A 14,090-nucleotide genomic window follows, 5' to 3' on the forward strand; every position below is an offset into this window, starting at 1 on the left:
GGGCTCGCGGCGTCTCTATCTCTCGCAAGCGGTCCCTCTCGGCGGTGTCTCACGCCGCCGCCCCGGAACCAGGGGCTCTCAACTCTCTCAAGGTATGCGCTCTCTCAAACGCATGAATTCATTATGGGGCACGGAGCTGCTTGGACGCTTCCGCGCAACTTCGCGTCGGCTGGCAATTCCTGACAGTTTCCTGCTGGATACTCCCCCTACGCTGCACTCGACTCCGGGCTAGCTCCCCGCGTCGTCTTTGATGGACAGCGCCGGCCACTGCAGCGCGAGCTCGCCCAGGTAGATGGCCAGCGCAGGCCCCACCGCGACGACGAAGAAGAGCCAGCCGCCCCACGCGCTCGGCACGAAGAAAGGAAAGCCGAGGAGCAGCGCCCACGGCACCAGCGCGAGAAGCGTGCGCGGAAGGAAGCGCACGGCGGACGTTGCGGCGGCAGCGAGACGGTGGGCGAAGGGGGCATCGGCAAGCTGGGGGTCCAGATGGAAGAACCAGACGGTAATGCCGGCGAGTACGATGAGGCCTGAGAGTAGGCCCGCGCGGAGAACGAGGCCCGCGGTGCCGAGCTCAGCGCGGGCGATGATGGCGAACTCATAGGCGGCCAATGCACCTACGGCGAGGACGATGAGCCACCATGCCGAATTGATGCCTGGGCGCACGAGCAAGCGGCGCAGGAATGTCCGGCCGCGGCTGGTGCCTTCCTCGCGGACCATGTCCCCGATGACGTCGTGCGCGGTGCGCAGGCTCATGCCCGCCGTGAAGATGGGGAAGCTGGAGACCACGAGCAACACGTTGACGATGACCAAATCAGCGAAGAGGGAGAGCACCTCGTAGAACTTGGATTCGGGTCCCAGGAATCTATTCATAAGCCTCTACCCTATTCGATGGACATGGAAACGCCCCGCACAGGCCGTGCGGGGCGGAGTGCGTGGCGTTTAGCCCTTGACGGCGCCGGCGGCGACACCCTCGATGATGTGCTTCTGCGTCACGAAGTAGAAAATGACGATGGGGATGATGGCGAGCACGAGCATGGCCATCATGGCGCCCATGTCGCGGTTACCGTTGGAGCCGACGAAGGATTGGACGACGACCGGGATGGTCTTGTACCGGGTGGAAAGGCCGATGACGAGGTACGGCAGAAGGTAGTCGTTCCAGACCCACATGGCGTTGAGGATGGCCACCGTGACGGCGGTGGGCTTGAGCATGGGCAGGACTACCTTGAAGTAGTTCTGGATGGGGCCGCAGCCGTCGATCATGGCGGCTTCCTCGATCTCCACCGGGATGGATTTGACGAAGCCAGCGAACATAAACACCGACAGGCCCGAGCCGAAGCCCAAGTAAAGTACGACGATGCCCAGCGGGTTGTTGAGGTGGAGCATATCTGCGATCTTCACCGTGGGGAACATGACCATCTGGAACGGAATAATCATGGACACGACGAAGAGGTAGTACAGAAGGTTCGTCCACCACGTCTTCACGCGGGTGATGTAGTACGCGGTCATCGCGGAGAAGAACACGATGACGGCGACGGACAGGATGGTGATGACAAACGACCACAGGGTGGCTTCGAGGAAGCCCTGCTTCATCAGGCCTACTGCGAAGTTCTCAAACCCGACGAAGGTCTCGCCTACCGGGATGGAAAACGGGTCCGAGGAAATGGCGAACTTCGACTTAAACGAGTTGATGATGATGAACAGGATGGGGCCGAGGAAGACGACGGTGAAGAACGCGAGGACAAAGTAGATGATGGTCTTCGCGCCGCCGGACATCTTGGTTGCGTTGTCCGTGGGCAGCTTGTGGACCTTGGCCGCGGGCTTCTTGGCCTCGTGCGGGTTGTTGGTGACGGGGGCAGTCATGGTTTAGGCCTCGACTTCCTTGCTTCGGGTCGCGCGTAGCTGGAAGTACGCGATGACGACCACGACGACGACGAAGATGACGGCCTTGGCCTGGCCCACTCCTTCGACGTTCATGCGGTTAAAGAGGGTATTGACGATATTGAGGGCGACCATCTCGGTCTGCCCGCCCGGCGCGCCGTTGGTGAGCGCCAGGTTCTGGTCGAAGAGTTTGAAGGAGTTCGCCAGGGTAAGGAAGAGGCAGATGGTAATCGAGGGCATGACCATGGGGATGGTGACGTGGCGCAGCATCTCCCATTTGCTCACGCCGTCGAGCTCGGCGGCCTCGATGAGCTCTGGCGGAACGTTCTGCAAGCCCGCGATGTAGATGATCATCATGTAGCCCACGAGCTGCCAGTTGAGAAGCATGATAAGGCCGGCGTAGCCGAACTTCCAGTCCGCGCTGATCGTCGTGGCGTAATGCGAGAGCACCGCGTTAATCATGGTCTGCCAGGTGTAGCCCAGCACGATGCCGCCGATGAGGTTCGGCATGAAGAAGACCGTGCGGAAGAAGTTGGTGCCCTTGAGCTTGCGTGTGAGCATCCACGCGAGCATGAAGGAGAAGAAGTTGACCGTGATGACGGAGACGATGACGACGAGGACCGTGAAGAGGAACGCGTCGATGAAGCCCTCGCGTTCAGAGAAGGCCTTGGTGTAATTGCTCAGGCCGACCCACTTGGCGTTGGTGATGGTGGTGAACTTCGTGAACGACAGGAAGAAGCCGATGACGAAGGGCACGAGGAATGCGATGAGGAACGCGAGGAGGGTGGGCAAGACGAAGACTGGAAAGTACTTCTTCAGTGTTGCTTGCATGAATATCTCACCTAATTTGGTTGGTATGTGAGGGGCTCTGCGGCGAGCCTGGAGTCATTCGCAGGAGAATGTGCTGGTGCTTTCCTGCCGTAGGTGGCGGGAAGGAACCAGCACACGCCCCTGCGCCGCGCCACCAGCCGGCAATGGGGGTCAGCGACGCGGGTAGGTTCCGAGGAGGCGGCCCGGTAGGGTTTTGGGCCGCGGCGTATTAGGTATGCGGGCGGGTGAGCCTGCTCGCCTACTCAGTCCAGTTGGCTTCCTTCTCGGCCTTCCAGTCATCCTTGAACTGGGTGACGACGTCCTCCCACTTCATGGTGCCGGAGGCGTACTGGCTCAGCGCCTGGCCGAAGTCGTCCTTGAACTGCTGGGACGGGAAGTACTGGAATGCCCACGGGATGGTCGTAATGTCCTTGTTGGAGATGGACTCCTGGATCTGCTTGGCCAGCGGGTCATTCGGGGTGTCGGTCTCGCTGTAGGAGTTGAACGGCGCGACGAAGCCCAGGTCGTTGATGACGTGCTGCTTGCCCTCATCAGAAGTAAACAGCCAATCGACGAAATCCTTGGTGGCCTGCTGGTCGGCATCGGAAGCATTGGCGTTTACGCCGAGGTAGTTCTCCGTGCCCACGTTGAGTCCGAAGTCCTGCTCATTCGGCAGGCCCATGTACATGGGCAGGAACTTGATCTTGTCTTCCTTGACCACGTTGCCCTTGGTCTCGGAAATCTGGGACCATGCCCAGTTACCGTTCTGGACCATCGCGGCCTTACCCTGTGCGAACTCGGCCATGGAGTCGGAGACGGTCTTCGCCGGGGCCAGGGTCTTCTCCACGGTGGAGTCGGTGAGGTACAGGTCGAAGAGGTTCTTGTACTCGTTGGAGTACTTGAACTCGACCTCCGTCTTATCCTCGACGCCGTCGTCCTGGAACTCCTGCCAGATCGGTGCGTTGGCCAGGTGGGTCTGCCAGCGCCAGTCCTCGCCCGGGGTAAGCGAGGTGGAAGCGAAGGCGCCCTCGATGCCGAGCTCGCCCTTCTTGGCCTGCATGTCGTCCGCGACTTCCTTGAGCTTGTCGAAGCTCGTGATTTCGTCCGTGGACTTGATCTTCGCGCCGGGCAGCGCGATGTACTTGTCGAAGATCTCCTGGTTGATGATGATGCCGAAGCCCTCGACGGCGAACGGCACGCCCTTCGTGGTGCCCTCGTCATCCTGAAGCGCCGGGACGTCCTCGGTGAGCTCCTGGGCAATCTTGGTGTCAGACATGTCAGCCATGTAGTCCTGCCACGTGATGAAGCCGGCGGGGCCGTTGACCTGGAAGAGAGTCGGGGCTTCATCCTTGCCGATTTCTGCCTTGAGCGTTTGCTCGTAGCTTCCCGATGCCGCCGTGACGACCTTGACGGGCACTCCGGTGCTCTCGGTGTACTCCTTGGCGATCTCCTGGTAGGCGGCGTCCTGCTCCGGCTTGAAGTTCAGGAAGTAGACGGAGCCGGAGTCATCCCCCGAATCGCCCGACGAGCAGGCAACGAGGGTGGTGGTGGCGAGCAGAGCGCTCAGGGAGATAGATGCGATGCGAGTAAGACGCTTCATCGGGTCCTCTTTCTAGGTGTGAAGCCCTACCCTGATGGTGCCGATGTTCGGCGGGCAAGGCTACGGAATGCCTGTGGAGTTATCCCCTGGTGGTCGCGTGGGAGCCTGAGTCAAGCTCGTCACTGGTCCTAACCACCGGGGTGGCGTCGTAGTACCTTGCCGCGGTGTGGACATGTCCAATGGTGACGATGCCCAGCCTTGTGTCCGTGAGTGTGGACTTTTCTGGTGTCCAAGGTGCTACTGACCTCAACAATCAGCTTAGTGATTCTAGTGAGCTGGGCCAAACATGAATGTAACATGCGCGGTATTTTGTGACATGTTGCATAGGTTAACACAGTTAACTGCCCCTCATATAGGGGAGTGAACGGGCATAAACGGTCTATGCTCGGTGTAAATTCGCGTCTGAAATCTTTTATACGGAGCGGAACGGTCCCATCCGGAACAAATCCCACCGTCCTGCGGTAGTGTCCACTTTCCTGCAGGCTATATCCTAAGGCGGCGTCGTCACTCCGGGTCACTCCGAGAGGGGTGGCTGGAGAAGCCGCGCCTCATCGCGGCGGCTAGGTAGGACCGTCATGAGATAGGACTGCGTGGCCTCGGCCAAGGGCACGGCGGCGCCGCGATGCTCGGCCATGAACCACCTGTGGTCCGAAATTTCGTGGAAGAGCTGCGCAGGCTCGAGCTTGAAGCGTGCGTCTTCCGGCACGGCGGCGATGGTCGGCTCGTATTCCTCCGTGAGCCAACGGTGCGCCGCCTGCTCGAGGCTCGCCGTTTCGGCGCATTCCAAGGCGCGGAAGGTTCGGATGGCCCCCAGCAGGCGCTGTGCCTGGTGTTCCTCCGCCGACAGGCCGGTGAGCTCGAGGAGCAGGCGATGGTGGTGCCCAGGCGATACGACAACGGGCCGGAGTGTGACGTTCGCGCGGTCGGCCTCGGTCTCGACGCGCAACTCCCCCACGTCGAAGCCGAGGCTCGCCAGCCTTTCGACACGTTCGGTAATCCGCCACGGTTCGCCCGCGTCAATGGCTTCTTCCGCCGTGAGCTCACGCCACAAGTCCTCGTAGGACGACTCCACAAGCGTGCCCAACGCGATGACGTCGATGTCCTCGGCGAGGTACCCGCCTGCCTGGAGGTCCATCATTTCGCCGATGATGTTGACGCGCGCGATGTCGAGGTCGTAGGCACGGCGGGCATCGGAAAGCTGGACCTGGAACTCCCCGGTCTCGGCGTCGACGAGGTAGGCCGAGTAGGTGTCTGCGTCGCGCCGGAAAAGCGTGTTGGACAGGGAGACGTCGCCCCAGTAGAACCCCAGGAGGTGCAGGCGCACGAGCAGGACGGCGAGCGCCTGAATGAGTTTCTCCGGCTGGCCCGGCACCATGTCCTGCGAGAAGAGCTCGCGGTAGGGCAACGAGAATTCAAGGTGTTCCGTAATGAGCGCCGCCGTGAGCTCGCCATCGCGCGGGTTGACGGGCTGGCGGCCGGTGATGACGGCGACCGGTGCCACTGCCGGGGCGCCCACGCGCTGGAGTTCGCGCAGCATCTTGTACTCGTGGTGAGCCGTGCGCACGCCAATCTCCTTAACGGCCACGACGCCGGTGCGCGCGTCGNGCGGCGTCGTCTTCCCTGACCTGCCCGTCGCTGACGCAGACGTCGTGGTCCGCTTCCTCGCCCCACGCGGCTTCGTCTTCGACATCAACTCGCCGCTGCTCTAGGTTCCTCGCCATCCCAGCGAACGAAACCCCACCCACACTCGCCGATCGTGTACAAATTTCGCGAGAGTCGGTGGGGTTTGGTCCGGCTAGCGGGGCATGTGCCGCCAGAGTGGGCGCGGAACGCAGCGCATGACCCAGGCCAGCAGCCGCAGCGCGCCCGGAATCCACAGCGTGCGGCTGCGCCCCGAATCCATCGCCCGCACGACCGCGCGTGCCACGACGTCCGGCGTGACCGAGAGCGGCGCCGGCTTCATGCCCGTGGTCATCGAGCCGATGACGAAGCCCGGACGCGCCGTGATGAGTGCCAGCGGCCCGCCATGCAGCCGGTCCGCGAGCCCCTGACAGAACGCGTCGAGGCCTGCCTTCGTCGAGCCGTAGACGTAATTCGCCCGTCGGGCGCGCCAGCCTGCAATCGACGAAAACGCCGCGATGTGGCCCGACTCCATGATGTCGGCGAGCACCGTGAGCATGGATACCTGCGCTGCGTAGTCGATGGTCGCTATCTCCGCCGCATGCGCCTCGTCGTGTTCCGCCCGCTCCTGGTCGCCCAGGATGCCGAACGCTACCACCGCAGTCGTCACGGGACCGGCGAGCTCGACGGCCTGCTCCACCACACGACGGTGCGCGGCAAGGTCCGCTGCATCGAAGTCGATAATGTACACGGCCGTGGCGCCGCGCGCCGTGAGTTCGCGCTGCAGCGCCTCGAGTCCATGCGAGCCGCGCGCAGCCAGCACCACCGGGCGCCCTAGTGCGAGCAGCCGGGCGATCTCCCCGCCAATGTCGCTGCGCCCGCCGAGGATCAGCACCGCTCCCATTAGCGCAGCTCCCGCGGGCAGGCGTTAAGCGACTCACAGCCGTCCGCCGTCGTCACCACGATGTCTTCCAGGCGCATGCCCCACGTACCCTCGAGGTAGATGCCTGGCTCGATGGAGAAGGTCATGCCCTCCTCAAGCACGAGCTCATTGCCCGCGAGAAGGAACGGCTCCTCGTGGACCGAGAGACCAATGCCGTGGCCCGTGCGGTGAAAGAAGGCGTCGCCGAAGCCCGCCTCGGCTATCACGGAGCGTGNGCGTCGGCGCGGCGCCGAGCTCGATAAACCGCACCACGTGGCGCGAAATGCCGCGTGGCAGGGCCGTGATGAGCTCGGCTGGCCACTGCTCCAGCGGCACGCCCCAGGGCAGGGTGAGTAGCGCCGCCGCATAGGTCGACGACGTAATATTCATCGATTCGCGCACGGCGCCCTCCTTTGCGCTTCAGGGCAGGGGTTGCTTACGGTAGGCGGCGACCCGTCGAGGCGGAGAAGTTGTGCTGGCCGCCCTCGACGATGCGCGCATGGAAGACGCTGCCCGGCGCCGGCGCGGTGTTCGGTGCCGAGCGCACGACGATCTGGCCGGACTCGGCGACGTCTTCGGCGCTGGAGCCTAGGTCGCCATCGCCCACGAGCTTGCCGTAGAGGTACGAGTCCGAGCCGAGCTCCTCGACGAAGTCGAGCTGGATCGGAATAGAGTGCTCGGTGGACTCGCCCTCGCCGATAATCTGGAGAGCCTCCGGACGGAAGCCGATGGTGATCTTGTTGTTGTCCTCCGGCACCATGGCATCGAGCGTCTCGCGCGAGAGCTTAATGTGCGCCTCGCCCGAGGTTGCCACGCCGTCGGCGCCCACGGTGAAGGTGCCCAGGTTCATAGCCGGCGAACCGATGAAGCCGGCGACGAAGACGTTGTCCGGGCGGTCGTAGAGTTCCCGCGGGCTGCCCACCTGCTGGAGGTAGCCGTCCTTGAGCACCGCGATACGGTCGCCCATGGTGAGGGCCTCGGTCTGGTCGTGGGTGACGTAGACCGTCGTCACGCCCAGCTTGTGTTGGAGGGCTGCAATCTGAGTACGGGTCTGGACACGCAGCTTCGCGTCCAGGTTGGACAGCGGTTCATCCATGAGGAAGACTTGCGGGTTACGCACGATGGCACGGCCCATGGCCACACGCTGGCGCTGACCACCGGACAGGGCCTTGGGCTTGCGCTCGAGGAACTCCGTAAGGCCCAGGGTCTTCGCGGCCTCGTCGACGCGGGCGTTGATTTCCTCCTTGGACTTTCCTGCGATCTTCAGGGCGAAGCCCATGTTGTCGCGGACCGTCATGTGCGGGTAGAGCGCGTAGTTCTGGAAGACCATGGCGATGTCGCGGTCGCGGGGCGCGACGTTCGTGACGTCCTTGTCGCCGATGTAGATATTGCCGCTGGTGACCTGCTCCAAGCCGGCGAGCATGCGCAGCGTGGTCGACTTACCGCAGCCGGACGGGCCGACGAGGACGAGGAACTCCCCGTCTGCGATTTCCAGGTCAAATTCCTTGACCGTGGGCTCCGCGGCCCCCGGGTAGGTGAGCGAGGCCTTCTTGAATGAAACGGTTGCCATGAGTTTTCTGTCCCTCCATCGGCAGGTACGTGCCGAACGATCCGTAGTGTGGGTGGCGTCGCACTCCGATTGATGTACGACCTATCCTCGAGCCTAGCACTGTGACTCGCTCAACCTGAATATCGCGCGGTGTCACATATCTCACCGTCCTGGCGGTATAAAAAATCCCCGAACGAGTGCCCGGGGAATTCTGCGCAGTGCGCTGTTACTTCTTGTTGAGTTCGTGCTCGACGAGCTTGCGCATCTCGCCAAAGAAGCCGACGAGGTAGTCCTTCTTCTTGCCCACCTTGGTACCCAGATCCAGGTCCTGGATCATGCGCTTGCCCACGGCGCCGAAATCGTTGACGTAGCCCTCGACCTGGTCGCGGCGGTGCGCGACTCCCCACTTGGTGACCTCGGCGAGGGAATCCTTGACAAAAGAGCCGTCGAGCTTGGACTCGCCCAGCTCGCGCTCGGTGAAGGTAATCGGCACCTCGCGCACGTCGTAGCCAGCGCGGATGGCGCGGTTGGCGACGTCGACCTGGAAGATGTAGCCCTTGCGGGACAGATCATCGAAGTCGAGGAACTCAAGCAGCTCACGGCGGAAGGCGCGGTAGCCTGCCGTCATATCGGACAGGCCAGCGCCGAGCGCCATCGAGATGTAGACGTTGCCCAGGCGCGAGAGTAGCTGGCGGTTGACCGGCCAGTTGACGGTCTTGCCGCCCGGCACGTAGCGCGAGCCAATGACGAGGTCGGCGCCCTTCTCGATCTCCTCGAGGAGCAGGTGGAGTTCCTCCGGCGCGTGGGAGCCATCGGCATCCATCTCGCACAGCACCTGGTAGTCGCGCTCGAGACCCCACTCGAAACCGGCGAGGTAGGCACCCAGCAGGCCGCCCTTTCCCTCACGGTGGAGGACGTGCAGGCGCGCGTCCTCGGCGGCGAGCTGGTCTGCGGCCTTGCCCGTGCCGTCCGGTGAGTTGTCATCGACAATGAGGATGTGGACCTGCTGCAGGGCCTTACGGACACGGCCCGTAATGAGCGGCAGGTTCTCGAGCTCGTTGTACGTCGGGATGATGACGAGCGTCTTCTCCAGGCGCTCCGGTGCAATGGTGGTCATGAATTCTCCTCGTTAGTTTTCTGCGTGCGCGGGAGGCGGTTGGACCGCCACGCGGCGGCGACCGCGGCGAGGCCGATGAGAACGGCCACGGCTTGCAGTAACGCGCCATATTTTACCGCAGGCGTGATTCCTTCTCGCAGTGGGAGTTCCTCAATGAGATATTGTTGCTCGAAAATACCGGACTCCTGCGAGACCCGACCGTCTGGATGGACGATGGCGGATACGCCCGAGGTTGCCGCAACGACCACCGCGCGGTCCGTCTCGATGGCGCGCAGGCGGCTCATGGCGAGCTGCTGGAACGTCATATCCGAGAACCCGAACGTCGCGTTATTGGTCGGCGTGGCGAGAATCTGCGCACCGTTACGCACCGACGTGCGGTACGCCGCGTCGAACGCCACCTCGTAGCACGTGGCCAGTCCCACGGCGATGCCGCCCATGTGCACGACACCCGGCCCGTTGCCCGGCTTGAAATCTCCCGCCAGGTCCACCAGGTCCGTGATTGTGCGGAAGAAGCTGCGCCACGGCATGGTCTCGCCGAAGGGCTGGAGGTACTTCTTATAGTGGTGCTCGCCCACGGAGCCGTCTGCGTTGAAGACCTGCATGGTGTTGCGCTCGCCTACCTCGTCCACGGTGAGCGTGCCCACCACAATCGGTGCCCCCGCGGCCTGCACCGCGGATTGGATGAGCGCCATGGCCTCGGCGTCGCGGAAAGGATTGACGTCCGAGGAATTCTCGGGCCAAATATACAGGTCCACGTCAGGGTCAGCCTTCGCCGCCTTCGCCGTGGCCTGAACATGGTTCGCGAGCACCGCGCGGCGCTGCGCGTTGAAGTCGAGCCCCAGCCGCGGCACATTGCCTTGGATGGCCGCGACCTTCGTCGTCCCCACTGTGCGTCCTGGGTCGTTGACACCCAGCCCCGCCACGAGCCCCAGCACCACCGGCAGGACGACGGCCGCCGCAGCCCACGACTCGCGCCAGGCGTGCCGTAGCACTGCCAGGTAGAGCGCCGCTACGCCCGTACCCACGAGTGCCGCCGCGAGCGAGACGAGCGCTGTGCCGCCCCATGCCGCGAGGTTCGCCAGCGGGCCATTCATCTGGCCCCAGGCCAGCCGCACCCACGCAAAACCGCCGAAAGGCACCGAGGAACGCAGCAGCTCAATCGCCAGATAGAAGAACGGGAAGCCGAGCCAGCCCCAGCGCCAGCGCGCGAGCAGTACGGCGCCGGGCGTGAGCAGCAGCGCGTAGACGGACAGCCACAGCGCGAGCGCGACGTACGGCATTGTGCCCACCAGCTCGCCAATCCAGGGCAGCATGAGCAGGTATTGCGTGAGCGCATGGACAAAGCCGATGAGGGCGGCTCGGCCGGCGCGCACAGGCACGCCGCGCCAAGGCACGCACGAGAGCCAGAGCATGCCGATGCCCCCTAGCCCCGCCCACCATAATCCGTGCGGTTCGTAGGAAAAATAGACGGCGACGCCGGCCAACGCCGCAAGCAGCAGGCGCGGGAGCAGCGTCGCCGTGGCCGAGAGGGCCGCGCGGAGTCTCACTGGGCGTTGCCCTTGGAGTTGCCAGGATCCTGCGGACGTCCGAAGTCCTCGGGATTGACGGACTCGCTCCAGCGATGGATTTCTTCTTCGTCGATGACCTCGTAGCCGCCGGAGCCGAACGTTCCGTACGAGTTGTGCTGCGCGTCCGGAATGGGCGATGCCTTGTAGATACGCATGCCCATGCGCTCGACGCCGCGCATGAAAGAAAAGCCCATGAGCTTGCGCGTGAGTGCGCGCGTCGGTGGCAGGAGCAGCAGGATGCCCACGATAGCCGTGAGGAAGCCGGGAATGGACAGGAGGATGCCGCCGGCGATGGTAAGGCCCACGTTGCCCGCGAGCTTACCCGCGCCTTCTTGCTTCATATACAGCGCGCCGGAGGCCTTGTCCTGGACGATTTGGCGCGCCATGAGGCGGCGCACCTCCCACATGGCCACGGCCATGCCGAAGAACATGGTGACGAACAATGCGATGAGCGCCCAGCCGACGCCGAGGAGCTTGGCCACGCCGTAGAAGGCGAGCGTCTCGAAGACGAAGTAGGCGAAGAAGAACAGTGCTGGCATAGTGCCCACCAGCCTAGCGTCTGGAGGCGAGAGAATTCGCATAGCAACCCGCGCGTTCGCTGTCAGCGTGCGGCCGAGCACCCGAGCCGATACCGTCCCCGCGCGGCTGCGCCTTAGACTGGGACGCTATGAGCACTTCTACCCCATCGACCGTCCGCCTCGTGCCCACCGGCGCTGCTCTCCACTCGCCAGAGTGGCTGGCCCTCGCCGAGCTCGCCCGCACGCATGGCGACGGCCAGGTTTATCTCGGCACGCGTGGCACCGTGGAACTGCGCGGCGTGCAGGAGCCCGATGCCGCCCGCGCCGCCGCCCCGCAGACCCTCCAGGCCCCAGTCCCCGTTCTCCTTGACTCGCTCGATCTCGCCGCCGTGGAGATGGCCGAGCACGTTGGCGCGGCGCTGGACGATCTCTTCGCCGGCCGCTACGCCATCGACTTCGAGCCGGACGGTGGTGCCTTTGGTTCCTCCCCGGGCTTTGTCCTCGATCCGAAGGTCCGCCCCGACCCCGACGATGAGGACGCCGCTGAGTACGCGGACCTCATCGCGCTCATCAGCCCGGCACGCCGCGCGCTGGCACGTCGCGATGCCGCGGACCCGTTCGTTGTAGGCGTCGGCTCCCCCACAGGTGATGTGCATCGTCACCGCCCGCACCTGCTCGTCGCACCGGCGAAGGACCAGACGGTCTATACCCCGCGCGGCGAGCGCCGCACCCCGGTGGAGATGCAGGGCGCTACCGCGCGCATGCTCCTCGACAACCTCGTCGAGGAAGCCCTCGCGTTGCTCGCAGGCGACGCCGACGCGGGACAGGGGCCTGCCACCCCGCCGGTGCAGGAGGCGAAGAACCCGCCCATCGGCTGGTTCGAGGAGCATCTCCCCGACGGTCATGCGGCCCTCGGCGCCGCGCTTCCCGAGGGCTCGATGCCTGCCGAGTACGCCGAGATGATCGGCCGCATGGACGTCGACACGGTGCTCACGCCGTGGGGCGGCGTCGTCTTCCCTGACCTGCCCGTCGCTGACGCAGACGTCGTGGTCCGCTTCCTCGCCCCACGCGGCTTCGTCTTCGACATCAACTCGCCGCTGCTCTAGGTTCCTCGCCATCCCAGCGAACGAAACCCCACCCACACTCGCCGATCGTGTACAAATTTCGCGAGAGTCGGTGGGGTTTGGTCCGGCTAGCGGGGCATGTGCCGCCAGAGTGGGCGCGGAACGCAGCGCATGACCCAGGCCAGCAGCCGCAGCGCGCCCGGAATCCACAGCGTGCGGCTGCGCCCCGAATCCATCGCCCGCACGACCGCGCGTGCCACGACGTCCGGCGTGACCGAGAGCGGCGCCGGCTTCATGCCCGTGGTCATCGAGCCGATGACGAAGCCCGGACGCGCCGTGATGAGTGCCAGCGGCCCGCCATGCAGCCGGTCCGCGAGCCCCTGACAGAACGCGTCGAGGCCTGCCTTCGTCGAGCCGTAGACGTAATTCGCCCGTCGGGCGCGCCAGCCTGCAATCGACGAAAACGCCGCGATGTGGCCCGACTCCATGATGTCGGCGAGCACCGTGAGCATGGATACCTGCGCTGCGTAGTCGATGGTCGCTATCTCCGCCGCATGCGCCTCGTCGTGTTCCGCCNAGGTGGTCCGCGGTGAGCGACGCCGAGACCGCGAGCCGCGCGTAGCCGGCCTCGCCCAGCGCGAGCCCGTACGGGTCCTCGCCATCGGCCCACCCGGAAAGCTCCACGCCCATCTCAGGCACGGCCGTGGACTGCAGCTCGAGCACATCCGTCTGCGGCGCGACGAGACGCGGCGTCCCCTCGGCCGGGATGACCAGCGCGGTGAGGCGCTCATTGGAGGTCATCCACGAGCCAGTGAGGTACGCGAAATCCGGGCCCGTCGCAGCAAGTAGCGCGTCGAGCCCCTGCGCGCGCAGGACCTCCTGGGCACGTGCCACGCGCGCGGCGTAGACGGACGGGGCAAAAGGTTTAATCTCATGCGACATGCTGGTTAGTTTAATCGCGGTACTGTCGTGGGAATGAACACCTCTCCCCTGCCCGTCGTGCGGCTCACGCGCGCCGGGAGCTACTGCTCGGGCACCCTGGTTGCCCCGGACCTGCAGCCGCACGCGTACGTGGCGCCGCGGCTTGTGCTCACGTGCGCACACTTCTTCCGGGAACCAGGGCCGTACCGCGTCACACGCGCCGGGGTCTCTGCCCGCGTTTCCGCCGTGCGCGTCATCAACGGCACGGATCTGGCGCTCGCCCTCCTTGACCGTCCCGCCGGTCCGCGCGCGGTGCCGGGCCTGCTGCGAGACCGGGTGCAGCTGGGCCAGACCACGTGTACACGCGGCTTTGGCGGGCGCGCACTCGACGTGCACGACTACCGCGGCCTGCTCGTCGCGACGCTGCCTTGGGCCGTGTCCCGGGACGGGCTCACACGCGTGCGCCACGGCGCGCTCGTGGCGCATGGCGCGGTCAAAGGCGATAGCGGCGGCCCCGTCCTCC

General features: G+C 64.7%; 12 protein-coding genes and 4 pseudogenes. 2 read left to right on the forward strand and 14 right to left on the reverse strand.

Going from position 1 to position 14,090, the window contains the following annotated elements:
- Positions 1 to 228: 228 nt before the first annotated feature.
- The 12 genes and pseudogenes from BN9444_RS08500 to BN9444_RS08550 all read right to left on the reverse strand — a co-directional run bounded on the left by BN9444_RS08500 (position 229) and on the right by BN9444_RS08550 (position 11,603).
- Entirely contained in the window at positions 229 to 870 is a 642-nt protein-coding gene (locus BN9444_RS08500) for a MusI family membrane protein (RefSeq protein ID WP_066488079.1), read from the reverse strand.
- 69 nt (positions 871 to 939) lie between these two features.
- Positions 940 to 1,860, reverse strand: coding sequence for a carbohydrate ABC transporter permease (locus BN9444_RS08505; protein WP_066488082.1), 921 nt, complete (start codon positions 1,858 to 1,860; stop codon positions 940 to 942).
- A gap of 3 nt (positions 1,861 to 1,863) precedes the next feature.
- The gene (locus BN9444_RS08510; protein ID WP_066488087.1) at positions 1,864 to 2,709 is read right to left on the reverse strand and encodes a carbohydrate ABC transporter permease; all 846 of its coding nucleotides are present in this window, start codon (positions 2,707 to 2,709) and stop codon (positions 1,864 to 1,866) included.
- 238 nt (positions 2,710 to 2,947) lie between these two features.
- Positions 2,948 to 4,288: an ABC transporter substrate-binding protein gene (locus BN9444_RS08515; RefSeq protein WP_066488091.1), complete on the reverse strand. Its 1,341-nt coding sequence runs from the start codon at positions 4,286 to 4,288 to the stop codon at positions 2,948 to 2,950.
- Positions 4,289 to 4,802: 514 nt separating this feature from the next.
- Positions 4,803 to 5,852 (reverse strand): DUF4032 domain-containing protein, encoded by a 1,050-nt coding sequence (locus BN9444_RS08520; RefSeq protein ID WP_233423568.1) that lies wholly within the window; start codon positions 5,850 to 5,852, stop codon positions 4,803 to 4,805.
- Positions 5,853 to 6,083: 231 nt separating this feature from the next.
- Positions 6,084 to 6,812, reverse strand: coding sequence for an SDR family oxidoreductase (locus tag BN9444_RS08525; protein ID WP_066488143.1), 729 nt, complete (start codon positions 6,810 to 6,812; stop codon positions 6,084 to 6,086).
- A pseudogene (locus tag BN9444_RS08530) lies at positions 6,812 to 7,063 on the reverse strand (M24 family metallopeptidase); the annotation flags it as partial. The pseudogene BN9444_RS08530 and the gene BN9444_RS08525, both read right to left, overlap by 1 nt.
- Before the next feature lie 25 nt (positions 7,064 to 7,088).
- A pseudogene (locus BN9444_RS15170) lies at positions 7,089 to 7,232 on the reverse strand (DUF4032 domain-containing protein); the annotation flags it as partial.
- 34 nt (positions 7,233 to 7,266) lie between these two features.
- Positions 7,267 to 8,400 (reverse strand): ABC transporter ATP-binding protein, encoded by a 1,134-nt coding sequence (locus BN9444_RS08535; protein WP_066512266.1) that lies wholly within the window; start codon positions 8,398 to 8,400, stop codon positions 7,267 to 7,269.
- Positions 8,401 to 8,605: 205 nt separating this feature from the next.
- Positions 8,606 to 9,496 (reverse strand): polyprenol monophosphomannose synthase, encoded by an 891-nt coding sequence (locus tag BN9444_RS08540; protein WP_066488120.1) that lies wholly within the window; start codon positions 9,494 to 9,496, stop codon positions 8,606 to 8,608.
- Positions 9,493 to 11,043 (reverse strand): apolipoprotein N-acyltransferase, encoded by a 1,551-nt coding sequence (gene lnt, locus BN9444_RS08545; RefSeq protein ID WP_231725049.1) that lies wholly within the window; start codon positions 11,041 to 11,043, stop codon positions 9,493 to 9,495. Before lnt ends, BN9444_RS08540 begins: the two co-directional genes overlap by 4 nt.
- Positions 11,040 to 11,603, reverse strand: a complete 564-nt coding sequence (locus tag BN9444_RS08550; RefSeq protein ID WP_068801765.1) for an FxsA family protein — start codon at positions 11,601 to 11,603, stop codon at positions 11,040 to 11,042. Before BN9444_RS08550 ends, lnt begins: the two co-directional genes overlap by 4 nt.
- Before the next feature lie 128 nt (positions 11,604 to 11,731).
- Between BN9444_RS08550 and BN9444_RS08555 the strand changes: the two genes are divergently transcribed.
- Positions 11,732 to 12,688 carry a hypothetical protein gene (locus tag BN9444_RS08555; RefSeq protein ID WP_068801766.1) on the forward strand — a complete coding sequence of 319 codons (957 nt, stop codon included), beginning with the start codon at positions 11,732 to 11,734 and terminating at the stop codon, positions 12,686 to 12,688.
- Between the two features lie 86 nt (positions 12,689 to 12,774).
- Here the strand turns inward: BN9444_RS08555 and BN9444_RS08560 are convergent.
- Both BN9444_RS08560 and BN9444_RS15570 read right to left on the reverse strand, forming a co-directional pair.
- A pseudogene (locus tag BN9444_RS08560) lies at positions 12,775 to 13,221 on the reverse strand (SDR family NAD(P)-dependent oxidoreductase); the annotation flags it as partial.
- A gap of 97 nt (positions 13,222 to 13,318) precedes the next feature.
- A pseudogene (locus BN9444_RS15570) lies at positions 13,319 to 13,588 on the reverse strand (aminopeptidase P family N-terminal domain-containing protein); the annotation flags it as partial.
- A gap of 33 nt (positions 13,589 to 13,621) precedes the next feature.
- Here BN9444_RS15570 and BN9444_RS14790 point away from each other — a divergent pair.
- The coding region (locus BN9444_RS14790) for a trypsin-like peptidase domain-containing protein (protein ID WP_068801767.1) at positions 13,622 to 14,090 on the forward strand (469 nt) is incomplete at its 3' end.

Origin of the sequence: Corynebacterium phoceense, from assembly GCF_900092335.1 — a bacterium.
Taxonomy (GTDB): domain Bacteria; phylum Actinomycetota; class Actinomycetes; order Mycobacteriales; family Mycobacteriaceae; genus Corynebacterium; species Corynebacterium phoceense.